Raw genomic sequence first — 26,113 nt, forward strand, 5'->3', positions numbered from 1 at the left:
AAATGAAAAAATACATAATCTTATGTGTTTCATTATTTATTCTAACTAAGAGTTTTGCTCAAAACTCGGCTGTTTTTAAGATAAAATATAAATCGCTGCATAAATATTATGTAAAAATGGTTACGGATCTTAAAATGGAGATGGACGCCGTAGGTGATGAAGTAAGTTTAGCCGAAATAAAGAAAAATACTAAATTGCCAATGACCATAACCGGGCACAATGGTCATGATTTAGATTTAGTTACGGGAAAACTAAATAGCGATAGTTCTTTCCCTTTTACCATGACATTTCAAGGGATGCCGTCGGTAATGAATTTGAATGGGAAACAGATTGAAACCCCGGATCCTTTAAAAGATCAAATTTTTTATGGAACAGGATCGCCGGAGGGTAAAATACATATCGATTCAGTATCCGGAAAAAATGCAGACGAAAAGATAAAATCAGCTGTCACTGCTATTATCAATAATATCAGTAATAAACTACAGTTTCCGGATAAGCCAATGAAAATTGGCGAGACTTTTACACAGGAAATACCGATGGCTATGCCCGTACCCGGCTTTACCAATATGCAAATGAATATAAAGCTTGTTTACAAACTTATATCCGTTAATAATGATGTAGCAAATTTCGATATAGATCAATCGATGGCTATGGATTTGAAGACTACTACAAACGGAGTTGAGTTAACTGCCAATGGTAACGGTAAAGGAAACGGCAAACTTGTTTACAGTATTAAACAAAATTACATGAGCAGCATGGTTAGCAATATCAATTTTAATTTGTCCATGATAATGCAAGGTATAACTTTTAAAGCAAATGCGTCCGCCAACGCATCGTATATGGCAGTAGTTAATGAGCTTTAATTACTCGTCGCCTATATATTTTTGATCAATCTGCTTATCCGCTTTAGCTCCTAATTTTTTAATCTTTTCGGCGGTAGTTGTAAGGTTGCCCCTACCCTCAGATAATTTATTAATGGCATTATTATAGGCCGATTGGGTTTGGTTGATATTTTTGCCAATGCTGTCCATATCACCTAAAAATCCAACAAATTTATCGTACATGTCGCCGCTTAAACGGGCTATTTCCAATACATTACGGTTTTGGCGTTCCTGTTTCCACATGCTGGCAATGGTACGCAGAGTAGCCAGCAATGTCGACGGACTAACGATCACCACTTTCCTATCCCACGCATAATTAAACAGTTCACCATCCAGCTGTACGGCTATGCTGAACGACGATTCTATCGGCACAAAAAGCAGCACAAAATCTGGTGAATTGATCTTATATAGGTCGTGATATTTTTTGGCAGACAGACCGGAAACATGTCCCCGAATGGATTCTACGTGAGCTTTGGCGAATAGTTTTCGGTCATCTTCAGTCTCGGCATTAACCAGTTTTTCGTAGGCTATTAGTGACACTTTGGAGTCGATAATGAGGTGCTTTTCATCGGGCAGATCAATGATTACATCAGGCTGATATCTTGTACCGTCGGGAGCCTGCATGGCAGCCTGGATGCGGTATTCCTGGTCTCTGACGAGGCCTGAACGTTCCAATACCCGCTCCAAAATTACCTCGCCCCAGTTACCTTGTTTTTTGTTATCTCCTTTGAGTGCTTTGGTAAGATTTTGGGCCTCATCACTAATCTGTTTGTTGAGATCCATCAGCTGCGTGATCACCCCTTTCAGGGTGTTCCGTTCAGCGGCTTCCATGTTGTAAACTTTCTCAACTTTATCCTCAAATGCTTTCAGGTTTTCTTTTAGTGGGTTAAGGATAACATCTAAATTACTTCGGTTGATATCGGTAAATTCTTTTGATTTTTCCTTGAGCAGTTTTTCGGCCACATTTTCAAATTCGCGCTGGAACTGTGTGCGTATCTGTTCTATTTCGGCCTTTTGTTCCTGTAGTTTTTCCTGCTGCGATTTATAGTAGGCCCGGGCGCTTTCTAAGGATTGATTGGCCTGTGCCAACTGGGTGCGCTCGTATAAAAGTTCATCAATAAGACGGTTCTTTTCCTCCTTTAAAAAGTTGGTAATGCTTTCTTTTTCAGCAACTAAACCGTTTGATTTCTCCTCGGCTTTGGCTAATAAAATTTTAAGCTGATCATGCTCATACCGGAGTTTGCTCAACTCATCAGCAGATATCAGCTCAACTGCTTTTGGCTTTTTCAGGAATAAAAAAACAGCAATCAGCAGGATGATCAGGGATACAAATACTAATATAATACCGGTCATTTATTTGATAAAAATATTAGTAAAGTAAAGAATTTAATTTTATAAATACTAATAAAGTTAATCAGGAATGGCAAGTGAATTAAGGAATGGGATTATTTTTTCTGTTTTAAAATTCAGCATATAGTTTTGTACAGCATAGCCATCGCTTGCCCGCATCATACCGCCGGCAATATTTATCTGGTATTCGGTATTAGGCTTCAGACTCACTTTCATAATAATGCTTTTGTTATCATTAGCAAAGGTAAATTTTGCCGACTTAGGATAATGATCTATACCCCGGGCTCCCGGGCCAAAAAAGTACTTTATGCCATCCAATTTTTTATCAAAATCAAATATAATTTCAGTTGTGTTGGCTCTTATCGTAGTATCGCCGTTTTTGAAAGGCCTTACTGCTATTACCCGGGCACAATGTTGCTGATAGTCGTCATCGTAAAAATTAATATTCGGCGCCAATTTATTGTAAAAGACGACAATAGCAGGCATAAAGCTTTCAAGTGTAGGATAAGTTTTTCTGTTTGTTTGATATTGACCAAGTAAATTAACCAACGGCCGCATCCAAACAAAACCTCTGGCCAACTGCTGCTTAAGCTCTTGTTCGGCCACCAATGTATCGGTATTATGGGTTTTCAGGTAACTGATTACTGATGCCCTTACTAAAGCTTCGTTCATCATTGTTTTCCACTCACCATAAGCTTGTTTTCGCATTTTTGTGCGCTCCTTTTCGTAAATAAGCGCACCCGCATCTCTCAATTGGCTTTCATAATTATCGGTAAGATAATTGATAAATGAATGGTTAAACTCGTGGATCAATGTAGGCAGATAAGATGCCGCGTCATAAGTAGGTAAGCCTTGCTCATCAAAAGTACCAGAACCAATAATTGCATATACTTTTTTGGTATGATCGTTTAAATAAACATGTGGCCCGTAGTTTCCTCCGCCATTTCCAAATCCTATGATGATATTGAAATTTTCGGCCGGCGCTTTACCATAAAATTTATAATACCAGGATACATCCAGCTTTTTAAACAGGGCATTAAAGCGACTTTCGGCTATAGCATAATCAGCTAAATGGGCATGGAAAAACCCATCGAAGTCGGCGTCTTTATAAAATTGCTTTAATAGGACAGTAAATTTTACAGCGCTTTCCAGGGTCCACCTTTTGTCTGGTAAAGAGACTGAAAAAGGTACTAATGGTTCCAATGCGGGTAGTTCGTTTAAGTGAACGGCCATTGACATAACAGCATCGTAGCTAACGCCGCTGCTGTCCCTCAGTTCCCGGGCGTATTGAATGAGCGGATGGTCAATAAATTTATCAAAATGCTTGTGAATATCTGCAACGTATTTAACATTGTCAGGTGCATTGTATTCTACGTTACCCGCTAAACGGAAAACAATGCTCAGCAATTCTACACGTTTATCAATTCGGGGCGTTGCTATAGTATTATTAGTTTGGGCTGATAACGCTAAGGGAAAAAAGATGATAAGAAAAGATAGGTTTAGGTATTTCATTTAATAAAAAGGTTAAAGGCAACAAAAAAGCAAACTCCTGAAGGTAGACTGATCAGCTAATTCTTAGTTTAATCATGAACAAAAGAAATAGTGATAAGCCGGTATTAATGCACCGGATGCACAGCCGAATCAGTATCACCATGAAGCGTAGTGGTGTCTGCTGAATTAGTTGTAGTGTCGGTGTTTCGGGCTGTTGAAGTTTTTGCCGAATCGGCAGGGCCGCCGCTACCTTGGGTCACGCTGGTATCGTTTTGACGGTTATTTTTATCGGCGCTATGACAGGATGCAAAAGCTATTGAAGCAGCTACAAATGTAAGGATGGTTAATTTTTTCATGGTTGATGTTTAAGGCTTAACGGGTAGTTATACGTTTCAGTTTTATTATTAAGATTTTGTTCGCTGGTATAAATTAAGCATATTCACAAATAAAAAACAATGATGAAGCAACTGATTTATGGGATATTGATAAGCTTGCTGTTTGTGTCGTGTTCAAAAAAGAGCACGGATCAACCACCGCAGCCCCACACTATAAAAGTTACGGTAAGCGCTGCAGATGCCTTTAATGTTTCATTATCTGAATATAAAACAACGGATAGCAGCCCTAAAATAGTTGATGCGAAAGCTGTTGCAAAAGGATCATCATACAACTATACTGCTACATTGAATCAAAATGACCAGGTAACCCTGGTTGTTGCATCAGACGTTAGCAATACCGTAACTTACAGAATTTACGACAATGATAAAATAGTTGTACAGGATACCGACAGGGAAGTGTTGACGCATGGCTCGGTTACCGTTACCTATAATATCCCTTAGTATAAATTATTGAGCTTTCTCTATCCTTAACCCTACATCGCTGATTTCATGAAGGGGGTTATCACGCATGTTTTGTTCTATCTGAAAACGGTAAACGCCTTTTGTGGGGAAATGATAATCTTTACGCAAAAGCACCTGGTAACTGTAAAGGTTACCTGACCCCTTGCCCAGCCATTCGCCATCGGGATTGGCCAGCTTTACTTCGAAACGCGTAGTATGCGTTTTTTTATCGGGCGAGATTTGATTAACCAATACAAAAATGTTGGAGTACTTATAGTTGCCCGTAACCCGTAAATTGAGGTATTGATTATAGGCAACTTTTTCATCATCAATTTTAACATCAAAGTTTACGCGGTTAACGTACGACCAGTTATGATCGGCAATCTCGGTGTTGGTATCAATGATCCTGTTCGGATCCGTACAGGAACCGGCAAACATGGTTACTAATAATAATGCTGCCGGGTAAATGATATTTAAAGCCCGTTTCATTCAGGTTTTGCCTGTTGATTATTGTCGTTATTATTATTCCGGTTTGGGCGGTTTGGCCTGCGGCGCCTGTTGTTATTACCGCTTCCTTCACCCTGTGGTTTTCCTTCGCCTTGTGGCCTCGGTTCACCCTGTGGTCTCGGTTCTCTCTGAGGTTTGGTTTCGCCCTGAGGCCGGCCCTCTCCCTGGGGTTTGTTTTGCTGCGGAGGCCTGTTACCCTGGGGCTTGTTATTGTTTTGCTGCTGGCGGTTTCCTTCAGGACGCGGCTGCTGGGCCGGTTTTTCCTGCGGATTACCCGATCCCTGCTGAGGCTGCTGATTGGCCGGTTTGCCCTCGGCTTGCGCCTGGCCTCCGGGTTTCTGGTTTTTATTGCGGTTTTTGTTCTTCTTTTTGTTGTTGTTGCGCCGTTCGTCGAGGCGGGTAAGACTATCCTGGCCAACCACGTTTTCGTAATCGAGCGCTTTTGCCGCAGGTGTTTCAACTTCAACAATTTCGCCAAGGTCTTCAGGGATCACACCATCTTTATTCTGCTGCTGAATCTCTTTAACCTTTTTTATTGGTAGTGGAACCCATGATTCTTCTCCCGGGTAGCTAAACCACATTATTTTTTTAAAGATGTCGGTTTTTTGCAGGCGGGCATCCCCTTTTTGGGTTTTAAGGGTGTTTACATTATCAGGGATGTATTTTAAGGCATCCATGTAAGTATCCAGCTCGTAGTTAAGGCAGCATTTCAGCTTGCCGCACTGGCCGGCCAGTTTCAGCGTATTTAACGAAAGGTTTTGATAGCGGGCTGCCGAAGTAGATACGGTTTTAAAATCGGTAAGCCAGGTTGAGCAGCAAAGCTCGCGGCCGCATGAACCTATGCCGCCTAAGCGGCTTGCTTCCTGCCTCATGCCAATCTGCCTCATCTCGATACGGATGCGGAAAGTTTCGGCCATTTTCTTGATCAGTTCCCTGAAATCAACGCGGCCTTCGGCCGTATAATAAAATGTAGCCTTGGTTTTATCGCCCTGGTAATCCACATCGCTTAGCTTCATGCTCAGGTTAAGGTCAAGCGCCAGCTTGCGCGATTTGTGCATGGTTTCCCATTCCATATCTTTGGCGGCTTTCCATTTGTCAACATCGGCAACGGTAGCTTTACGGTAGATCTTTTTTACAACATCAGCTTCCTTTACATGGCGTTTTACCATTTGCATGCGCACCAGTTCGCCGGTAAGCGAAACATGGCCAATATCGTAGCCACCAGTGGTTGCTTCAACAGCCACCAACTCGCCGGCTTCGAGGTAAATATTATCGTTGTTTAAATAAAACTCCTTGCGCGAGCCTTTAAACTTAACTTCAATAACCTGGAACGGCTTATAGTTAGTCGGCATGTCCATATGCGACAGCCAATCGTAAACATCTAATTTGCTGCAACCATTAGTAAGGCAACTGCCGTTACTTTTGCAGCCCGCAGGCGAACATCCGCCACCTGTTGAGCAACTTCCACATCCCATAATTAACTTGGCATATATTGATTCCCCGCAGGGACATTTTTATTTATTAGTATTTTAATAATTTGTAAAGATACATCTAAAAATAAGATTTTGGGGTTAGCGTTGCGCTCCACATGATAATGTGCTTTTTCCAGCTCATCAATAATCATTTGCGATTTGCCTATACTCAATACACCGCTCATTTTTTGAGCCGTATCCAGTTCCTTTGCCGGTAAATGTACCAGGCTACCCGCCCCGGCAATGAGTAAACAGCACTCGCGGATAAAGCTGGTACCGTAACGCAAAAAGTTTTTTTGGTTTTCGCGCCCCATTTTGGCAAACTGCTCCACAAAAGCCATCACCTCAATACCTTTATTGCCAAAGCAATAGCGTAGCCATTGCACAAACAGCTCGTGGTAGCTTTTGTTGTCCTGCTGCAGCATGGCCAAAGCTTCGGTCATGTTGCCATTGCTCAGGTAGGCAATTTCGGCAGCGGCTTCCTCGGTTTGGTGATGGGTATTTATTAAATGTGCCTTAATTTCATCATACTCCAACGATGGTATTTTAACCAGCTGCGTACGGGATAATATGGTGTTCAGGATTTGATCCTGGTTTTGGGCAACTAATAAAAACAGTGTATTAGGCTGCGGTTCTTCAATAATTTTAAGCAGTGCATTCCCCTCTTTATCGAGGTATTCGGGCAACCAGAGGATCAGGATTTTATACTCCGATTCAAAAGGCTTAAAGCTTAGTTTTTTAATGATCTGGTGACATTCGGCAATATTGATATTGGCCTGTTTATTTTCGGCATCCAGGTATCCGCGCCATATGTCCAGGCTTAAATATGGGTTAGCCGTTAAAGCGCCGCGCCATTGCTCAATAAAAGTAAGCGCTGTATCATCTTTATGTTTTGCAAAGAAAGGGTAAGAAAAATGCAGGTCTGGATGCATCAGTTTCTGGTATTTCCGGCAGGAAGAGCATGCCCCGCATGAGTCGCCGGGCTGCTTGTCTTCGCAGGATAGGTACTGGGCATAGGCAACAGCAAGCGCCAGGCTGCCCGATCCTTCGGGGCCTAAAAATAATTGCGCATGGCTTACCCGGTTCTCGCTCACCGTGTTAAGCAATCGTTGCTTTGTTGCTTCCTGTCCTACTATTTCTTTAAACTGCATTTGGTGCAAAATAGTAATTTGATTTTGGATTTCGGAATTGGGATTTCGGATTTACACAGGAAACGAGGTTGCTTTATTTATGAAAGGATCTTTTGTAGGCTTGGTTTCATCTTAGTTGCGTTATCTTTACCGAATGGAATCTCAGGTCTCACATCTAATATCTCACATCTAAATGAGAATAATGGCTTTTGATTATGGAACCAAGCGCATCGGCATTGCGGTTACTGATCCTCTGCAGATCATCGCTACCGGGCTTGATAATATCCACCCCAATAATATCATCGAGTTTTTAAAAAAATACCTGCAAACAGAACAAGTGGAGCGCTTTATCGTAGGCGAACCAAAGCAGATGGATAATACCCCTTCGCAATCGGCCATTCATGTAAAAGGTTTTGTGAACCTGTTAAAGAAAACATTCCCTGAAATCCCTATCGAAATGGTTGATGAGCGGTTTACCTCAAAAATGGCATCAGCAACTATCGCTCAGAGTGGGATGAATAAAAAGAACCGGCAGAATAAGGAGTTGGTGGATACGATATCGGCGGTGATATTGTTGCAGAGTTGGATGGGGACGAGATTTTAAGCTGATTCTGAACCATGATTTGCTTGATTAGAGGATTTCATGATAGAGGGTTGAACCTTGATTTTCCTGATTAGATGATAGCCTGATGTCTGCTTCAAACTAATAGATTGTTATTATGAACGCGTTTAAATTGTAAGCTTTTTGATCCGAAATTTATTAGTAGTCCTATTTCCATCTTATAGGCTTCAAGATAGTTCATGGCTTGTGCCAAATGTACATCTTCAAGGGATATGATGGCTTTTATTTCAACCATGATTGATCCTTCAACAAAAAAATCAACCCGACGCTTTCCTATGTCAACACCATCATAATAGATGATCATCTCCAGTTCCTGAGCAAACTTCAGATCTGCTTTTGCTAATTCCAAAGCCAATGCGCGCTGGTAAATTAATTCCTGAAAACCATTTCCGAGAGTATTATGTACACGCATTGCACATCCTATTATCTTTTCAGTAAGCTCTTTATATTTCATGTTAAGGTTTAAATCCAGCTAAAGATATCGTATTAAAAACAAACTCAAAACCACCATCAAAAAATCCTTTAATCAAGTGAATCAAGGTTCAAAAGGAAGCGATGTATAGCATCAGGAAATCCTTTAATCGAGAAAATCAAGGTTTTTGTGTATCTTTGCCCCCATGGATATTCTCCCTAATGCCTTACTGGCTTACTTAGATGACCATTGCGACCCGGAGCCGGAGGTGCTTAAAAAGCTCAACCGCGAAACGCATATCAAGGTGTTAAAACCTAACATGCTATCGGGGCATTACCAGGGCAGGCTGCTTAGTTTTTTAAGCAAAATGGTGCAGCCTAAACGCATCCTGGAGATAGGTACCTATACAGGCTACTCGGCTATTTGCCTGGCCGAAGGTTTGGCCGACGACGGCATCCTCCACACCATTGAGGTTAATCGCGAAATGGAGGAGATCATCACTTCACATCTTAAACTAACAAATGTTGAAAACAAAATAAAGCTGCATTTTGGGCAGGCAGAGGCCGTTATTGCTGATTTACAGGAGGATGTTTTTGATTTGGTGTTTATAGATGCCGATAAAAAGAATAATTATACTTACTTTCAATTAGTTTTTGACAAAGTCAGATCCGGAGGATTAATAATAATTGATAACGTTTTGTGGAAAGGAAAGGTGTACGGCACCGAAAAAGATGCCGATACTGAAGGAATCCGCAAACTAAATGACCAGATAGCTGTTGATAGCAGGATAGAAAAATTGATCCTGCCGGTACGCGATGGGCTGCTGGTTATCAGAAAAAAATAAATTATGAAGAAAATCTTACTGATTACAACACTGTTGATTTCAACATTAGCTGCTTCAGCACAGAAAAATACCTCACAATCTTACATTGAAAAGTTCAAAGATGATGCCATTAAGATCATGCACGAAACCGGGATCCCGGCAAGCATCGTTTTAGGTGTAGCCATGCATGAATCGGGCTGCGGCAACAGCAACATAGCACAAAACCTTAATAACCAGTTTGGAGTAAAAGGTTACAATACCGTAGTTTATACCAAACACAACAAAAAAGTTCGTACCTCTTATAAAAGATACGATTCGGTTTTTGACTCGTTCCAGGACTTTGCACGTATCATGACCGAGCGCAAGCAGTTTAGCCACCTGGCCGACGCGCTTACCCATTATGATTATAAAGGATGGGCAAAAGGTATTCAGCGTGCCGGTTATGCCGGTAGCCGCAGATGGGCATCGCAGGTTTTAGGTATCATTAACAGGTATAACCTCAATGACCTGGATGAAAATCCGGCAAATCAAACGCAATTGGCCGACGCAACAACTAAACAGCAATAATTACGTTTATAAAATCTTAATTTGGCCCTGGTTATATGCCACATAATAAGATTTAAGCCTCATGCGAAAAACAATATACCTGTTCATTGCTCTAGTTTGCCTCAGTTCATGCTCTGCCCGCAAAAAAACCACTACAGTATCAAACCGAGATGCCAAACGCAATAACAGCAATATCCAAAAAGCCAACAAGGATGCTATTGCAAATTACCGGTCATACAACTCGTTAGAATATATTGACCGCTTTAAGGCCATCGCCATTCAGGAAATGAACCAGTATGGTATCCCGGCCAGTATCACCCTGGCGCAGGGCTTATTTGAATCGGGCGCGGGCAATAGTGACCTGGCCAAATATGCCAACAACCACTTCGGCATAAAATGCACCAGCGACTGGACCGGCAAAAGCTATTATAAGGATGACGATAACGTGAATGATTGCTTTCGCGTTTATGATAACCCGGAAGATTCCTTCCGTGACCACTCGGCGTTTTTAAAACGTAAAAATTACGCTAAACTTTTTGAACTGGATAAGAACGATTACGAAGGCTGGGCTTATGGATTGAAAAAGGCGGGTTATGCTACTAATCCTAAGTATCCGCAGTTGCTTATCAATATTATTGTAAAATATAACCTCGATCAGTACGACCGCCCCGAAGGCGAGATTGCTAAAATTAAACGGGAAGACCGTGTGTTATCTCAGATCAACGATAGCATTGGCAAACCTGTTCAGGATACCCTTTCCAAAACCCCGCCCGACGATAAGATCTACACCGTAAAACAGGGCGATACACTATACAACATATCCAAGCGTTTTGGAATAACTGTTGATGACCTGAAAGCATTAAACAGTATGAGCGACAATGGCATTAAAATTGGCCAGAAGCTTGTTGTTGTTAAGTGAGGAACAGAGGCAAGACAGCAAGAGTCAAGAGCCAGGACAGAAAGAAATGACCTCTAAATCTATCTTGATTCTTGACTCCTGATATCTTGACTCTCTCCCCAAAAGGTTAATTGTTGTTAAATTGTATGATCGCCCGCTGTACAACACGTATTTTTGCCCCCGCAATGAAATTGTGGATGCTCCTGATATGTTTTGCCCTGCCCGCGGCCCCGGTTTTTGCCCAGCAAAAAACCGTGGATGGGGTTGTGTTTGATAAAGACAGCAAAGACCGCATTGCCAAAGTTAATGTACAGAACATCACCACCGGCAAATCAATTTACAACACTTTTAAAGGTGAATTCAAGATAGAAGCCCAACCCGGCGATGTGCTTGTTTTTACAAAATCAGATCATCATCCCGATACTTTGAAAGTGCAAGGCGGCGAATCACTGGCCGTTTATATGAAGCGCACTGCTATCCAGCTTAAAGAAGTTATCGTGCGTGATACCCTGATTAACCCGCAAAAACGGCTGGCTGCAACCAAAAACGATTATACCAAAATCTTCGGCCCGCTTAATAATAAGGACCTGCTGAGCTTTGGGCCGGGCGGTGCTGGCTTAAGTATCGACGCGCTTTACAATTCATTAAGCCGCAGCGGCCGCAATGCTGCCCGCCTGCGCGAAACTATTGAAAAAGACTATCAGCAAAGTGTTATTGACTATCGTTTTAACCGAACTTATGTTGGCGCAATCACCAACTTAAAAGATCAGCAGCTTACCGATTTCATGTTACGGTACCGTCCCGGCTATTATTTGGTGAAAACGGCAAGCGACTATGAATTTATAGCCTCCATTAAAACCAACCTCAATCGTTTTTTAAAGTATAAGAAACGGCCGTATTCCCTTACTCCGCTTGTTACGCCCGATGACAGCAAGAAGGATCTTGGCCGTGAATAAGACAGATAAACCTTAATACAAGGTTCATTTTAATATCCGAAAATTCCGATATTTTTGCCCAAAAGTCGTTTGCCAGACTAAACCCTGAAGCAACATTTTTGTTTATTGTGGGTAAAAAAGGAGATTTTTGCTTTAATTTGTTTACTATGTTAAAAACAAAACCGGGATTACTAATACTCGCATTATCAGTCACGTGCGTTTTATCAGCAAAAGCACAAACAGATACCCTGAAAAAAGATAGTGTTAAAATAGACACTGCCGTACTTAATAAATACCGGATAAATTCCCGCAAAAACGCCATCCCCACCCGGGTTCGCCCCATACAGATCCAGCGCGAAATGGTACCTGTTACCATGCTCGATTATAAAGTAAACTACTGGAAAAAGGTAATCACATTTGGGCTGAACTTTAGCCAATCGGCATTTAGCAGCAATTATGCGGCGGGTGGCGTAAGCGCGGTGGCATTGGGTTCAAATTTTATTTATCATACCGAATATAACAAAGCGCCTTTCAGTTACGTATCCGAGCTTAACCTTACTTACGGCGTATCAAAAAATAAGGGACAGGGCAAACGTAAAACGCAGGACCGTATATATTTTGATAACAAAGTAGCGTCTCAATTATCAAAAAGCTGGTACTTCTTCGGTTCGTTAACCTTTGAGTCGCAATTTGATAAAGGTTTCAATTATGTTGATATGGGGAATGGAAAATTTGATCAGCAATATATTTCAAACTTTATGTCGCCGGGTTATCTTACCGAATCGGTCGGTTTTGAGTATAAGCCAAAAAGTTGGTTCGATTTGCGTTTAGGTACCGGTACTGCAAGACAAACTTTTGTACTTGATCAGGCCATCCACAAATATCAAAAAGATAACTACGGTGTGGATACGTTAAAAACCGTGAAAAACGATCTTGCGTTCCAGGTTGTTGCGTTGCTGGATAAAGATATAGCCAAAAACATTCACTTAAATACCCGTTACGCGTTGTTTATCCCTTATGCCCAATCGCCAAAATTTATTACCCACCGTGTTGATTTAACGCTAACAGCTAAAGTGAACAGGTTAATTAGTGCAACGGTAAACGGAACGCTGTTGTATGATAAACATACATCCGATAGCGCGCAGGGTTATGAAGGTATTGGATTGGGGATGCTGTACCGGTTCCCGTAACCTATTTGTAAAACACTAATACTTTCATTTTACGTTCGGCCTTATCCAGTATAAGGCCGAGCTTGTTTACCGACTGTACTACTCCCTCTTGCGTACGCAGATCGACCGTGGTTTTTATATCGTATTTTTCTTTCAATCCGGTTTCATCCACAACCGGGCGGTCAAGGTCATTGCTCAAATAATCATTTGCGAAATTTGCTAACGACACCGATGTGCCGTTATACCCTTCCCCGCTAAAACTGATCATCGATTTATTTTGCGTTGATACCTGGAATGCCAATTTTTGGTCTGGGTTTACTCTGAGTACATAAACCGGGATTAACTTTTCGGATATCCGGGCCTTTATAGGGAGTGAAGTTAGCAGCTTCTTTTGCATGATGCTGCTAAGACTGTCCTTATCTTCGGGTTTAACTAACAGATCAAAACAATAAAGGGAATTTTTATTATCAAAGTCACATAATGACTTTTCATCTATCTCATAAACGATCTGTTTTGAGGAGGTGATGTCAAACGCATCTTTAAATAAAACATCAGCACAAACATTAATATAACTCACCCTTCTGCCATTGTATGGCGCGTTTAAATAGTGCCTGCCCATACTTTGTTGCCCCTTCATGTAGCTGCGAATGGTAAAACTTTCGTTAATAGTGCTATCTACTCCGAAAATATCTTTGCTGTTGTTTATTGGTGCTTCCTTTACTTCTGCCGATGATTCGATTGACTTACCGACCATAAGTTTATTGATTAGCCGTTGATTTACCGAATCTGTTTTTACAAGTGCCATGATCTGATGCCTGCTATTAATGATAGCACATTGCCCAACAGATGAAAACCCGAATGCTTTATATAAAAAGTAAGATGTGTCGCTGGCCAGCCATAGAGTTGATGGTTTTTTGGCCAGGTATTTTTTTAAGCGTTCGGCTGGTTCGTTGGAGAGGGCAATCACCCGAATCTTGCTTTCATTTGCTTTTTGCAGTTTGGCCAAAGCGTCCATTTCGGGGATACAGGGACTGCACCAGGTACCCCAAAAGTTTAAAATGTAGAACGGTGCTTTAGTCGGGTCGGCAAGGTTAACTTGCAATGCCGGCGCATTAATAATGGGCTTTATAACAATAGCGGGAATAATATCGCCGGGTTTTAAAGTTTGCTGGGCCGATGCGGAAAAGCAACAAGCCGATAAAAGCAACGCGAATATTTTTTTCATGATGAATACGGATTTTATACCGCAAAAATGGAGTGTGTAAAAGTAAAACTGTGTTATCGGTCAGGTTAACAAACGTTATATTATGTTAACAGCTGATCGTATTTAACGTCGATGTTTTACATTTGATAATGCCGAAAAACACCCGCTTTGTTATCGTTATATGTGCCGTGGCAATTGCAAATCTTTTACTGTTGCAATTTTACTGGGTGAAAAACTACTATGCGGTAAACCAGGCCACTTTTGAAAAAGAGGTAAATATGGCTTTTGAGGATGCATTGAAAAAAGAATTTAGCCTCCGTTGTGATACGATACAGCAGTTGCTTGCCAAACGGCTAATGGATACTACCGAGTTTTTGATGACAAGCAGGTTTGATACAACAGAAAAGAAACACATTTTTACTATAGCAAACGCCCATAAGCCGGGACAAAAATTTTCATCTTCGGCATTAAGCTTTCGCGGTATTAACAAGGCATTGTTGCCCGGTGATACCACTTTTAAATGGATAATAGCCCAACGGTTTGCATACACCATGCGCAGCGAAGATCTGCAAAATCATGTTGTATACTATCGCACTCAAAACCTTGGCGGCTTTATGGTTGATAACGTTAATAAGTATGATTTTGACACGACACGCCTAAGACCAGTACTTGTAAATTATCTGAAGGAAAGAAATATCGATATCCCCTTCCGATTTTATTTGCGCGATGCCGATAGCACGATGAACCTGAACCATTTTGATGAAAAGCTGCTGGCCCGTTATCCCATCATTACCAAATCGTACCCAACCTATAAACAAAAAGGCAGCGACAAATACGTAAGGGCCATGTTCAGCAATCCTTTTTCATACGTTATTGGGCGTATGGGACTTATGTTTGCCGGTTCGCTGCTGCTTATCGCATTGGTGGCCTTTAGCCTTATCTACTTATTGCGTACCCTGTTTAGGGAAAAAAGGCTATCGGCTATCAAAAATGATTTTATTAGCAACATAACCCATGAGTTTAAAACGCCGATTGCCACAGCTTTGGCTGCAATAGAAGCATTGAACGGCTTTGGTGTACTTGATGACCGTGAAAAGACGCAGCGTTATCTTTCTCATACCAAAAATGAACTCGAAAAACTGGCCGGGCTGGTTGATCGGGTGCTAAGCATCTCGGTGTATGAAAACGCGGATTTTGATATAAAGCCAGAACGTGTTGATATCGACGCCGAAATAAAAGGTCTGTTAGCAAGCGCGGCAGCATTGCCCGGAAAGGAAATAAACTGGAACTATGTAAACAGTACCGGAATAAATAAAATCATGGTTGATCAATTGTATTTTGAACATGCGGTTAATAATGTGGTTGATAACGCACTTAAGTATTCGGGCCCTCGGGTTCAACTGGTGATAAGTGTGAGCATAAAGAACAACTTTTTGATCATCGAGGTAAAAGATAATGGGATAGGTATAGCTGCCAACGACTTGCCGCTGGTGTTTGAAAAATTTTACCGCGTGCCTTCCGGAAACCAACACCGGGTAAAAGGCCATGGCCTTGGGCTGAGCTATGTAAAAAGCATTGTGGATCGGCATCGGGGATGGTGTAAAATAGAAAGTGAGTTAGGTAAGGGTACTACACTTAGTTTAGCATGGCCAATATAAATAACGTTAAGGTTTTACTGGTTGAGGATGAACCGGTACTGGCCGAGATAGTACAGGAAAGCCTTCAATCAAGAGGGTTTAACGTGTTTCTGGTTGATACGATTGCGTTGGCTAAGGTCATTTATTATGATAGCCAGCCCGATATCATAGTGCTTGACGTGATGCTTCCTGATGGCAGCGGCTTTGACCTTGCCCGGCAGATCAGGAATGTGGATACAGAAATACCCGTGATTTTCCTTACTTCCAAATCTTTACCGCAGGACGTGGTTGAGGGGTTTGAAAGCGGGGGGAACGATTATTTAAAAAAACCGTTCAGCCTGGAGGAGCTCATTATTCGGATAAGGGCTTTACTGAGTAAAAACAGGCTGGTGACAAATAAAAGTGCCGGCATTACCAAGATTGGCCGGTACCGGTTTCATTATCCGCAAGGGGAACTCAATTTTGAACAGAAAAGCCGCATGTTGACCACTCGAGAGGGAGAAATTCTTAACCTATTGATTATGAATAAAAACCAACTGCTTAATCGTGATGAGTTATTGTTAAGCCTTTGGCAAAACAACGATTATTTCAGCAGCCGGAGCCTTGATGTATTTATTACCAAGCTGAGGCGTTATTTGAAAGATGACCCATCAGTAAGTATCCTCAACGTTCGTGGCCGAGGTTACAAGTTAATCTACTAAGTAATTGAGTTAATATAGTTCAAAATCATACCTTTGCATTCTTATAAAAAAGATTAAAGTTTTTTAATATAATGTTTGAAAATCTTTCGGATAAACTCGACAGGGCGTTCAAGGTCCTGAAGGGTCAGGGAACTATTACTGAAATAAACGTGGCCGAAACCATGAAGGAGATCCGCAAGGCCCTTCTTGATGCCGACGTTAATTATAAAACCGCCAAAGCATTTACCGATGATGTGAGGCAAAAGGCGCTTGGTAATAATGTATTAACATCTATTTCACCAGGCCAGCTGCTTACCAAGCTCATGAACGATGAGCTTACCGCGTTGATGGGCGGTACCACAGCCGATCTGAATTTTCCGGCTACTCCTACCATCATCCTTATTGCCGGCTTGAATGGTGCTGGTAAAACAACCTTCACAGGTAAGCTTGCCAATTATTTAAAAACACAGCGCAATAAAAAACCATTACTGGTTGCTGATGATATTTACCGTCCGGCGGCTATTGATCAGCTGGAGGTTTTAGGCCAGCAAATAGGTATCCCGGTGTATGCCAATCGCGACTCGAAAGACCCGGTTGCTATTGCCCGCGAAGGTATAGCCCAGGCTAAGCAGAACGGTAATAACGTGGTGATTATTGACACCGCCGGCCGTTTGGCTATTGACGAGGCCATGATGGTGGAGATTGAGCAGGTAAAAGATGCCGTGAAACCACACGAGATCCTGTTTGTGGTTGACTCCATGACCGGCCAGGATGCTGTGAATACTGCTAAAGTGTTCAATGACCGCCTTGATTTTACTGGTGTGGTTTTAACCAAGCTGGATGGTGACACCCGCGGTGGTGCGGCCCTTTCTATCAAATCGGTTGTTAATAAGCCTATCAAGTTTATTGGTACCGGCGAAAAGATGGAAGCGCTTGACGTTTTCCACCCCGATCGTATGGCATCAAGGATCCTGGGTATGGGCGACGTGGTGTCGTTGGTTGAACGCGCCCAGCAGCAGTTTGACGAGAAAGAGGCAGCCGAGCTACAGAAGAAGATCCGCAAAAACAAGTTCGACTTTAACGACTTTTACGGCCAGATCCAGCAGATCAAGAAAATGGGTAACATGAAAGATCTGATGGGCATGATACCGGGCGTGGGCAAAATGATGAAGGATGTTGAGGTTGATGATAATGCGTTTAAAGCGATAGAGGCCATTATTCAATCTATGACCCCGTTTGAAAAAGCTAACCCTGAAACCATTAATCAAAGCCGCCGTAACCGCATAGCCAAAGGTTCGGGCACCGATTTACAGGAAGTTAACCGCCTAATGAAGCAGTTTGATGATATGAAGAAAGTGATGAAGCAAATGAGCAATCCCGCTGCTATGGCCAACATGATGCGCAGGATGCCTAAAATGTAAGGTAGGTATAACTTATAAAAAGAACGTCTCTTGCTAAAAACAAGGGACGTTTTTTTTGCTCCTTTGCTGACGAACAAAATGAACATATGTATAATTTATTATACACAATTTCACACCTTTTGCGAATTGAAGTCATTAAAATGTCATTTACTGTGCAATGGCACTTACTTTGATTTACTACAGCGAACAGATGAGGGCTTAAGTTTACCCCTCCCTCACATATTAATAACTAAAAAACTAATCATGAAAAAGTTAATTAAACCCGTTTTATTGACCGCTGCGTTATTTGCTTTTAAAGTTGGTTCGGCCCAGGTTAATCTTGGAGCAACTACCGCTACCAAAATAGCTACGCGGGTAGCTACGCCAACAGTGAATGCTGCATCTATAGCGCAAAAAGCGGTTAACACAACCTCAACCGTAACCAACCAGGCTGCAACACAGGCTCAAAATGTAGCAGCGCGGACAGCCGCTCAAACCCAGGCTACCACCAACCAGGCCGTAACGGGCGTTGCCGCCAGTGAGGCCGCCAATGTTAACAGCAACGTTGCCTCAACCGTAAATACTACGGCAGGTACAACAGCTGCACAAGCCGGTGTTAGCAGCAATACCTCAGCCGCAGGTACTGTTAATGCAACCGGAGTAACAGCATCAGGCGAAAAAGCATTAACCACAACCGAAGGTGTTGCTGCTAACACTACCGAAAAAGTAAGCAGCAATGCTGCCGCTTTAAGGGCTGGCGCTACAACAACAACAGGTAAAACTGCAATGGCCGCGGGTAATAGCGCCGATGCTGTTAGCAAAAATGTGAGTGTTACCTCGTCCGGTAACCTGAACAGCACAGGTAACGTGGCAGCGGGCTCTAAAAAGCTAAATACAGGGTTCTCAAATAGCAGCGCTTCCAGTACTGCTGTAAAGGCGGGAAAGAAAAGCGTTACTGTTAAAACTTCGGGCAAAAGTTCAGCCAAACTAAGCGCTACCAAACAGTAATAGTATTTACATACATTAAATCAAAAAGGCCGGTACCGGCCTTTTTGATTATCCGCACTTTTTTTATTCAACATTAGCTATGAAAAAACTTAAACTTATCCTGCTGCTGGCTTTGACCGGCCCTGCGGTTTATGCCCAGCAAAAACCTGATACCGCGGCAAAAACAAAAGAGTTGTTTGTAAATGCGGGTTTGCAATATCTTTCAAACCTTACCTATGCCGGCCGGCGCGATGAAAGCAGTGTCCCGGTGCTTCTTCCCTCGGTTACATTAGTTAGCAAGCAGGGCTTTTTTGTAAGTGCTATCGGCTATTTTGATCTTAATGGCTCCAAATCGGGCACCGAGGGCCTTAGCGTTACACCGGGCTATGTTTTCGCGTTTGATGCAAAACGGTATTATGGAGGCAACGTATCGGCCACTAAATATTTTATCACCAAGAGCAGTCCCATTATACTTTCATCATTTAATGCCACGCTCGACGGACAGTTGTATGCCAATCCGGATGATATTGTAAAATTTACCGCGGGCATCAGCTATAGGTTTAATAAAAATAACAGCAACGACGTTGTTAATACGGCCGAATTATCAAAAGAAATTTTTGCCCTGAAAACAGGCGTGGATAAAAAAAGCGGGCTAAAAGTTACTCCTACCGCCACGCTTTATGCCGGTACACAATCTTTCTACCAAACTTATTATACCGAATCGCAGGTTACCCGCTCGATAGAGCAGCCCCAGCAGCAAACACCTATTAATATCCTGTTTCCCAGTCAGCCAAAGCAAACTATCATAACGCAAACGGTAACGCAGCAAAACCAGCGCGAGGTAAGGCAATATAAGCTGCTTGCTTTCAGCGGATCGTTGCCTTTAACCTATACTATTAACAAGTGGCAAATCCTCTTTACGCCCTACCTCATCAAGCCATTTAACCAGGTTGATTATGTAAAAAACACCAAAATGAACGGGCTTTACTTTTTGTTCACCACAGGGGTTAATGTAACGTTTTAGCAATGTAAAAATGTGATAAACCATATAGCCTGGAAGGGTGGATGACAGCATGTTTTTATTAGCTTTGTTGCAGTACAAAACAAACTGAACCACGGCTATGCGCAGGATATTTTTTATTCTTTTATTGTTACCGGCCCTGTTTACCATGCCGGCATTTGCCCAGGCTCCAGGGGCGCAGATTGATGTTAAACATTATACGTTTGATATTAAACTTAATGACGCCGATAATAATATAGAGGGAAAGGCCACGGTTTCGGTAAGGTTTTTGAACGGCGCGGAAGGGTTTAGCCTCGACCTGGTGAAAAAGAATGCTGCAGGCAAGGGTATGCTGGTATCGGCAGTAACCGAAAATGGGAAGCCGGTAAAGTTTACCCAGGATGATGAACAGCTAAAGATCAATACCCGGGCCTATAAAGGAAACACCCGCGATTATACGATAAGTTACAGCGGCATGCCGGCCGATGGGTTGATCATCTCGACCAACGCATTCGGGCACCGTACTTTTTTTGGTGATAACTGGCCTAACCGGGCCCATAACTGGCTGCCCTGCGTTGATAATATTGCCGACAAAGCCACGGTTGATTTTATTGTAACCGCGCCCGATCATTACCAGGTAGTATCAAACGGCCTGCAAACCGAAGAAAAGGAACTCGACGGAAAGCTTAAATTAACCCATTGGGTTGAAGCCGTTGCGCTGCCTACCAAAGTAATGGTTATAGGCGTAGCTGAGTTTGCAGTTGACCGCCCCGGTGATGTTAACGGAATCCCGGTTTTTACCTATGTTTTTCCGGAAAGTAAAGAGGTGGGGTTTAAAAGCTATGCTGTAGCTAAAAACATTCTCCCCTACTTTATAAAAAATGTTGGCCCTTACAGCTACGAAAAATTGGCCAACGTGCAGTCGAAAACCATTTTTGGCGGTATGGAAAATGCCAGTGCCATATTCTACTTTGAAGAGTCGGTTAAAAGTCCGGATATAGAAGAACTAATGGCGCATGAAATTGCCCACCAGTGGTTTGGCGATGGCGCCAGCGAGAAAAGCTTTGGCCACCTTTGGTTAAGTGAAGGCTTTGCTACTTATATGACCAATCTTTATCTCGAAAATAAATACGGGGCCGATACCTTAAAAACACGCCTTATTGGCCAGCGTAAAAAAGTGCTGGATTTTGAAAAAGAGCGTTTAACCCCCGTGGTTGATACCGCTGTTAAAACAAAATTTATGCAGCTGCTTAATGCCAATAGTTACGAAAAAGGCGGTTGGGTGCTGCACATGCTGCGGCGCAAACTGGGCGACGATGTTTTTTGGAAAGGGGTAAGAAATTATTATTCAAAATACCAGGGCAGCAATGCCAATACTGATGATTTAAGGCGGGTAATGGAACAAACCAGCGGCAAGGACCTGAAACAGTTTTTTACGCAATGGCTGCGCAACGCAGGGCACCCAAATTTGGCGGTTAGCTGGAAGTATAATGAAAAGGATAGTTACATTACCATAAATGTAACCCAAAACCAGGCCTATGTTTACAATTTGCCGCTGGAGGTGTCTGTTGACGGGCAGCTGTTAACCGTGCCGGTAAAAGAGAAATCGACAACAGCCCGTTTCCGGGTAAAAGCCAAACCGGCAGATGTTAAGGTGGACCCGAATATAAACCTGCTGGCATCGTTTGAGGAAAAAAGATAGAAGCGTTTTAAAGAGGGGACTTTGTGTCTTCTTTCTTGTTATAGACTAAAACAAATGCTATCGTTTATATCCCTCTTTTAAATAAAAAGAAAATTGTCATTTCGATGGAGCACGTGGGCCATGAGCGCCGGGGCGAAAGAGAAATCTTATACACCAAGCAGGGCCGCTACATCTGATTTAGGGCTGGCGTATAAGATTTCTCCTCACGCCCGTACATTACCCGCTTGGTTTGTCGAAATGACAACTGAATTTATTTTAGTAAGATTAAAGAATACAGATATACGATAAGCCGCAACTCGGGTTTATCCCACCTACGCCGCTATCACCCTGTTGATCACCTTTTCCAGGTCTTCAAGGTCAAATGGTTTGGCTAAATAGCTTTGGGCGCCGGCATGATTGGCCAGGATCTGGATATCGCTGTTTGCCGAAAAGTAAATTACCGGTATTTCTTTAAGTCCTTCGGTTTTTTTGAGGGTTTGCGTGGCAATGATTCCGCCCGAATCGGGGATCCAGTTATCCATCATGATCACATCAGGCAAGATGCCCGAAACTTTTTCAACAATGTTATTGCAGTCGCTAAATGTGTGCACTTCCCACCCTTGTTCCTCCAAAATATAACTGCAAATAGAAAGTATGTCCTCGTCGTCATCAAATATGACAATTTTTTTAGATGGAGTATTCATTGGATAGTTGTATGTGAATTTATAGGAATCTTTTCATAAAAACAAATGTTTTAAATTGAAAATTAAATTTGCCCGTTTAAATAAGACTTTATATCGCCCTGCTTTAAATTAACTCCATGCGTAAACTACTTCTTAATCACTGCAAAATCTAATTATTGACTTTGTAACCGATTAATTACTACGTTTTATTAAAAACAGTAATATTTTTACTTATCCAATTTTAACAGCCTTATTAATTCCTGTTATCAACAAATAAACCTGTAAATCCTGTTTCATGAATACGCAAATCAAATCGATTTTATTGGGCGCCATGCTGCTTGGCCCGGCTGCTGCAATAAACGCGCAAACAAAGGCAAGCTTGTGGCTTACCAGGGCCGACAGATCGGCACTTTTTGAGCAGCAAAAGGAGCCGCTTATTTTTAAAACCGGGGCGGCCAGCGGCACCACTATTACTGTTAAGGATAAGCAACATTATCAGCCGATAGACGGGTTTGGATTTGCATTAACCGGGGGCAGCGCCATGCACATCATCCGCATGAGTGCCGGAAGCCGGTCCGCGCTGCTTAAAAATCTTTTTGCGGTTACGGGGAATGATATTGGCATCAGTTATTTAAGGCTGAGTATTGGTGCATCCGATCTGAACGAGAAAGTATTCTCCTATGATGATATGCCCAAAGGCCAGACAGATCCAACGTTAAAACATTTTAACCTTGGACCGGATAAAACCGATGTGATCCCGGTAATGAAACAGATCCTGGCAATTAACCCGGCAATCAAGGTGTTGGGTTCGCCATGGTCGCCGCCGGCCTGGATGAAAACCAATAATGATACCCGCGGCGGCAGATTAAAACCCGATTGTTACCCGGTGTATGCAAAATACCTGGTTAAATATATCCTGGCGATGAAGGCCAATGGAATTAATATTGATGCCATCACCATTCAAAATGAGCCATTACACCCAGGTAATAACCCCAGCTTGCTGATGGTTGCGCCCGACGAAGCCGACTTTATCAAAAATAATCTTGGCCCCGCGTTTAAAGCGGCAGCCATCAAAACAAAGATCATTGTTTATGATCATAATGCCGACAGGCCCGATTACCCTATTTCGATATTGAACGACCCGGCTGCCCGTAAATATGTGGATGGTTCGGGCTTTCACCTGTATGGCGGCGATATCTCGGCCCTTACCGATGTGCACAACGCCCATCCTGATAAAAATATTTACTTTACCGAGCAGATGACCGTTGAGCCCGAAAATCAAAGTACCATCAACATTGCCTGGCCGGTAAAAAGCCTTATTATTGGCGCAACCCGTAACTGGAGCCGCAATGTACTGGAATGGAACCTTGCCGCCGACCCTGAATATAAGCCCTACACCGACAGGGGTGGCTGCCCAATGTGCCAGGGTGCGGTTACCATTGATAAAAACGAGGTTAAGAAGAACGTAGCTTATTATTCAATTGCCCACGCTTCTAAATTTGTACGTCCGGGTTCAGTACGTATTGCATCAAACAATATGGATACTTTACCTAATGTGGCTTTCAAAACCCCTGATGGCAAAAAAGTGCTTATCGTGGCCAACACCGGCGATGGCGCGCTGGATTTTAACATTCAATACCAGGGTAAAGTATTAGCTGTTAAACTTGATAAAGGTTCGGTTGGAACGTATATCTGGTAATATAAACCGGTTCAGGAAAAATTTAAATGCACAACAACATGTTAACATCGTTAATAAAAAACATAAAGGTAAGGTCTGGGATTAAAGCTCTGCTTGCCGCGGCTCCTGCATTATTTGTCTCGTTGCAAGGAAATGCGCAAACAGGCTTTTTAAAAGCCGAAGGCAAAAAAATAGTTGATGAAAAGGGGCAGAATGTATTGCTGCGAGGGATGGGTTTAGGGGGATGGATGCTGCAGGAAGGCTATATGCTGCACATTAACAAAGACAGCCGGCAGTACCGCATTCGCGAAAGGTTTGAAGAGCTAATGGGCCCGGCCGAAACTAAGGAGTTTTATGATACCTGGCTGGCCAATAATACCCGCAAAATTGATGTAGATTCGATGAAACGCTGGGGATTTAATTCTATCCGCCTGCCAATGCATTATAACCTTTACACCTTGCCGGTTGATAAGGAGCCCGTTGCCGGTAAAAACACCTGGCTGGATAAAGGGTTTAAAATGACCGACGATCTGCTGTCCTGGTGTAAAGCAAACCACATGTACCTAATCCTTGACCTGCATGCCGCCCCCGGCGGACAAGGCAACGACCTGAACATCTCCGACCGCGACCCGGACAAACCATCGCTTTGGGACAGCGAGGCCAATAAGCAAAAAACCATAGCCCTTTGGCGTAAACTGGCCGAACGGTATAAAAACGAACCTTATATAGGTGCTTATGATATCATCAACGAGCCCAACTGGGGTTTTGACGATCCTCAAAATGATAAAAACGGACTGAAGGAAAAAACAAACGGACCGCTAAGAAAACTGATGGTTGATATTACTGCTGCCATTCGCGAGGTAGATAAAAAACACATCATTATTATTGAAGGCAACGGCTGGGGCAATAACTATAATGGTATTTTACCCCAATGGGATAAAAACATGGTTCTGAGCTTTCATAAATACTGGAATTTTAACGATCAGAAGTCTGTTGATCATATCGTAAAAACCCGCGAGCAGTATAATATCCCCGTATGGTTAGGCGAAACCGGCGAAAACTCAAATACCTGGCTTACCGAAGCTATCGGTTTGTTAGAAAAAAATAACATTGGCTGGTCATTATGGCCATTGAAAAAGCTGGGCAATAATAACCCGATGGAGATCCGTTCAAATCTGAACTATGATGATGTGGCGAGGTACCTGAACACCGGCAGGAATAAACCTAACGAAAGCAATACGTATAGCGGCACCCTTGAGCTGGCTACGTATGCTAAATTAGAAAATACCATTATCCATCATGATGTCATCGATGCTATTTTCAGGCAGCCGCACACAGCCGTTACCAAGCCCTTTAAAGCCAACAGGATTGGCAACGGCACCGTGATCAATGCTGTTGATTATGACCTGGGCCGCAACGGTTACGCTTATTTTGACACCGATACCGCCGACTATCATACTTCAGGCAAACCCGGTGTTGGCAACAAAGGCCACGTTTACCGGAATGACGGCGTTGATATCAGCAAAGATTCTACGAAGTATGAAAGTTACTATGTAGATCATATTGAAACCAATGAATGGACCCAGTACACAATACAGGTTAAAACATCGGGCGTATACTCCCTAAGCCTCAAAGTGGCATCTGCCACCGATGATGCCCAACTATCTGTTTTAGTTAATAATATAACCCAGGCAAAAGAAGTGGCGGTTCCCAACACCGGCGGGTTAAAAAAATGGCAGGTTATTGCTGTAAAAAACATTGTTTTAAAAGCCGGGAGCAACAAAATAAAGGTATTAGCTAACAACGGAGGGTACAACCTGCATTACCTGCAGTTTTGGAAAGGAAAATAAATACAGGTACGCTATACTTATTTAAACAGCCGGAGTATATATTATTTGCTCCGGCTGTTTATTTATCTAAGATGCCACAAATGATTTTTTTCCTTTGCTGGCGCAAATATGCAGGGTTTGCCTGCGGGCAATAGCTACTTGCACCTTCGAGGTTAGCCGCAATTTTTTAATATTATTTTCTGATAAAAGCTATTGTAAATAAGTGCTTTTATAGTTAAATTTATTATATCAATTATCAATG

Annotated in this window: 25 protein-coding genes; 16 read left to right on the plus strand and 9 right to left on the minus strand. The window is 42.5% G+C overall.

All coding sequences use genetic code 11. From position 1 onward, the window contains the following. Positions 1 to 2 precede the first annotated feature (2 nt). A complete protein-coding gene (locus J3L18_RS25125) occupies positions 3 to 863 on the plus strand; it encodes a DUF6263 family protein (RefSeq protein WP_129571776.1) in 861 nt (286 codons plus the stop codon). On the opposite strand, the gene J3L18_RS25130 is transcribed toward J3L18_RS25125, so the two are convergent. The 3 genes from J3L18_RS25130 to J3L18_RS25140 all read right to left on the minus strand — a co-directional run bounded on the left by J3L18_RS25130 (position 864) and on the right by J3L18_RS25140 (position 4,078). Continuing rightward, positions 864 to 2,234 (minus strand): DNA recombination protein RmuC, encoded by a 1,371-nt coding sequence (locus J3L18_RS25130; protein ID WP_129571775.1) that lies wholly within the window; start codon positions 2,232 to 2,234, stop codon positions 864 to 866. Positions 2,235 to 2,291: 57 nt separating this feature from the next. After that, entirely contained in the window at positions 2,292 to 3,743 is a 1,452-nt protein-coding gene (locus J3L18_RS25135) for a DUF4932 domain-containing protein (RefSeq protein ID WP_129571774.1), read from the minus strand. A 104-nt stretch (positions 3,744 to 3,847) separates the two neighbouring features. Continuing rightward, complete coding sequence (locus J3L18_RS25140; RefSeq protein WP_129571773.1) at positions 3,848 to 4,078, minus strand: hypothetical protein; 231 nt, start codon at positions 4,076 to 4,078, stop codon at positions 3,848 to 3,850. A 99-nt stretch (positions 4,079 to 4,177) separates the two neighbouring features. Between J3L18_RS25140 and J3L18_RS25145 the strand changes: the two genes are divergently transcribed. Continuing rightward, the gene (locus J3L18_RS25145; RefSeq protein WP_129571772.1) at positions 4,178 to 4,558 is read left to right on the plus strand and encodes a hypothetical protein; all 381 of its coding nucleotides are present in this window, start codon (positions 4,178 to 4,180) and stop codon (positions 4,556 to 4,558) included. Between the two features lie 6 nt (positions 4,559 to 4,564). On the opposite strand, the gene J3L18_RS25150 is transcribed toward J3L18_RS25145, so the two are convergent. Genes J3L18_RS25150 through J3L18_RS25160 form a run of 3 tightly spaced genes read right to left on the minus strand, consistent with a single transcriptional unit; the run spans position 4,565 to position 7,688 of the window. Further along, positions 4,565 to 5,047 (minus strand): gliding motility lipoprotein GldH, encoded by a 483-nt coding sequence (locus J3L18_RS25150; protein ID WP_129571771.1) that lies wholly within the window; start codon positions 5,045 to 5,047, stop codon positions 4,565 to 4,567. Further along, positions 5,044 to 6,540: a regulatory iron-sulfur-containing complex subunit RicT gene (gene ricT, locus J3L18_RS25155; protein WP_129571770.1), complete on the minus strand. Its 1,497-nt coding sequence runs from the start codon at positions 6,538 to 6,540 to the stop codon at positions 5,044 to 5,046. The genes J3L18_RS25150 and ricT overlap by 4 nt, the downstream gene beginning before the upstream one ends. Before the next feature lie 2 nt (positions 6,541 to 6,542). After that, positions 6,543 to 7,688, minus strand: coding sequence for a DNA polymerase III subunit (locus J3L18_RS25160; protein ID WP_129571769.1), 1,146 nt, complete (start codon positions 7,686 to 7,688; stop codon positions 6,543 to 6,545). Between the two features lie 172 nt (positions 7,689 to 7,860). Here J3L18_RS25160 and ruvX point away from each other — a divergent pair, with 172 nt between their 5' ends. Beyond that, positions 7,861 to 8,271 (plus strand): Holliday junction resolvase RuvX, encoded by a 411-nt coding sequence (gene ruvX / locus J3L18_RS25165; protein WP_129571768.1) that lies wholly within the window; start codon positions 7,861 to 7,863, stop codon positions 8,269 to 8,271. 94 nt (positions 8,272 to 8,365) lie between these two features. On the opposite strand, the gene J3L18_RS25170 is transcribed toward ruvX, so the two are convergent. After that, positions 8,366 to 8,743, minus strand: coding sequence for a GxxExxY protein (locus J3L18_RS25170; protein WP_121232747.1), 378 nt, complete (start codon positions 8,741 to 8,743; stop codon positions 8,366 to 8,368). Positions 8,744 to 8,906: 163 nt separating this feature from the next. On the opposite strand from J3L18_RS25170, the gene J3L18_RS25175 reads away from it, so the two are divergent. The 5 genes from J3L18_RS25175 to J3L18_RS25195 all read left to right on the plus strand — a co-directional run bounded on the left by J3L18_RS25175 (position 8,907) and on the right by J3L18_RS25195 (position 13,093). Next, positions 8,907 to 9,545, plus strand: coding sequence for an O-methyltransferase (locus tag J3L18_RS25175; RefSeq protein ID WP_091174796.1), 639 nt, complete (start codon positions 8,907 to 8,909; stop codon positions 9,543 to 9,545). A gap of 3 nt (positions 9,546 to 9,548) precedes the next feature. Continuing rightward, positions 9,549 to 10,091 carry a glycoside hydrolase family 73 protein gene (locus J3L18_RS25180; protein WP_112653148.1) on the plus strand — a complete coding sequence of 181 codons (543 nt, stop codon included), beginning with the start codon at positions 9,549 to 9,551 and terminating at the stop codon, positions 10,089 to 10,091. A gap of 61 nt (positions 10,092 to 10,152) precedes the next feature. Beyond that, positions 10,153 to 10,989 (plus strand): glucosaminidase domain-containing protein, encoded by an 837-nt coding sequence (locus J3L18_RS25185; RefSeq protein ID WP_129571767.1) that lies wholly within the window; start codon positions 10,153 to 10,155, stop codon positions 10,987 to 10,989. Positions 10,990 to 11,114: 125 nt separating this feature from the next. Further along, the gene (locus tag J3L18_RS25190) at positions 11,115 to 11,924 is read left to right on the plus strand and encodes a peptidase associated/transthyretin-like domain-containing protein (protein ID WP_146749935.1); all 810 of its coding nucleotides are present in this window, start codon (positions 11,115 to 11,117) and stop codon (positions 11,922 to 11,924) included. Between the two features lie 146 nt (positions 11,925 to 12,070). Then, positions 12,071 to 13,093, plus strand: a complete 1,023-nt coding sequence (locus tag J3L18_RS25195) for a DUF3078 domain-containing protein (RefSeq protein ID WP_091174944.1) — start codon at positions 12,071 to 12,073, stop codon at positions 13,091 to 13,093. Position 13,094: 1 nt separating this feature from the next. On the opposite strand, the gene J3L18_RS25200 is transcribed toward J3L18_RS25195, so the two are convergent. Then, the gene (locus J3L18_RS25200) at positions 13,095 to 14,297 is read right to left on the minus strand and encodes a DUF3738 domain-containing protein (RefSeq protein ID WP_129571765.1); all 1,203 of its coding nucleotides are present in this window, start codon (positions 14,295 to 14,297) and stop codon (positions 13,095 to 13,097) included. 128 nt (positions 14,298 to 14,425) lie between these two features. Between J3L18_RS25200 and J3L18_RS25205 the strand changes: the two genes are divergently transcribed. The 6 genes from J3L18_RS25205 to J3L18_RS25230 all read left to right on the plus strand — a co-directional run bounded on the left by J3L18_RS25205 (position 14,426) and on the right by J3L18_RS25230 (position 21,682). Then, complete coding sequence (locus tag J3L18_RS25205; protein WP_129571764.1) at positions 14,426 to 15,934, plus strand: sensor histidine kinase; 1,509 nt, start codon at positions 14,426 to 14,428, stop codon at positions 15,932 to 15,934. Next, positions 15,922 to 16,614, plus strand: coding sequence for a response regulator transcription factor (locus J3L18_RS25210; RefSeq protein WP_189549490.1), 693 nt, complete (start codon positions 15,922 to 15,924; stop codon positions 16,612 to 16,614). Before J3L18_RS25205 ends, J3L18_RS25210 begins: the two co-directional genes overlap by 13 nt. A gap of 71 nt (positions 16,615 to 16,685) precedes the next feature. Continuing rightward, positions 16,686 to 18,014, plus strand: a complete 1,329-nt coding sequence (ffh, locus tag J3L18_RS25215; RefSeq protein ID WP_090532696.1) for a signal recognition particle protein — start codon at positions 16,686 to 16,688, stop codon at positions 18,012 to 18,014. A 243-nt stretch (positions 18,015 to 18,257) separates the two neighbouring features. Next, positions 18,258 to 19,001 carry a hypothetical protein gene (locus J3L18_RS25220; RefSeq protein ID WP_129571763.1) on the plus strand — a complete coding sequence of 248 codons (744 nt, stop codon included), beginning with the start codon at positions 18,258 to 18,260 and terminating at the stop codon, positions 18,999 to 19,001. 79 nt (positions 19,002 to 19,080) lie between these two features. After that, on the plus strand, positions 19,081 to 20,004 hold the full coding sequence (locus tag J3L18_RS25225) for a hypothetical protein (protein ID WP_129571762.1): 924 nt from the start codon (positions 19,081 to 19,083) through the stop codon (positions 20,002 to 20,004). Between the two features lie 97 nt (positions 20,005 to 20,101). Further along, entirely contained in the window at positions 20,102 to 21,682 is a 1,581-nt protein-coding gene (locus tag J3L18_RS25230; RefSeq protein WP_129571761.1) for a M1 family metallopeptidase, read from the plus strand. A 311-nt stretch (positions 21,683 to 21,993) separates the two neighbouring features. On the opposite strand, the gene J3L18_RS25235 is transcribed toward J3L18_RS25230, so the two are convergent. Next, a complete protein-coding gene (locus J3L18_RS25235; protein ID WP_090532688.1) occupies positions 21,994 to 22,365 on the minus strand; it encodes a response regulator in 372 nt (123 codons plus the stop codon). Positions 22,366 to 22,639: 274 nt separating this feature from the next. On the opposite strand from J3L18_RS25235, the gene J3L18_RS25240 reads away from it, so the two are divergent. Both J3L18_RS25240 and J3L18_RS25245 read left to right on the plus strand, forming a co-directional pair. Then, complete coding sequence (locus J3L18_RS25240) at positions 22,640 to 24,043, plus strand: glycoside hydrolase family 30 protein (protein WP_129571760.1); 1,404 nt, start codon at positions 22,640 to 22,642, stop codon at positions 24,041 to 24,043. A gap of 38 nt (positions 24,044 to 24,081) precedes the next feature. Then, the gene (locus tag J3L18_RS25245) at positions 24,082 to 25,872 is read left to right on the plus strand and encodes a cellulase family glycosylhydrolase (RefSeq protein WP_129571759.1); all 1,791 of its coding nucleotides are present in this window, start codon (positions 24,082 to 24,084) and stop codon (positions 25,870 to 25,872) included. Positions 25,873 to 26,113: the final 241 nt, after the last annotated feature.

This window comes from Mucilaginibacter gossypii (genome assembly GCF_017569325.2).
Classification (GTDB): domain Bacteria; phylum Bacteroidota; class Bacteroidia; order Sphingobacteriales; family Sphingobacteriaceae; genus Mucilaginibacter; species Mucilaginibacter gossypii.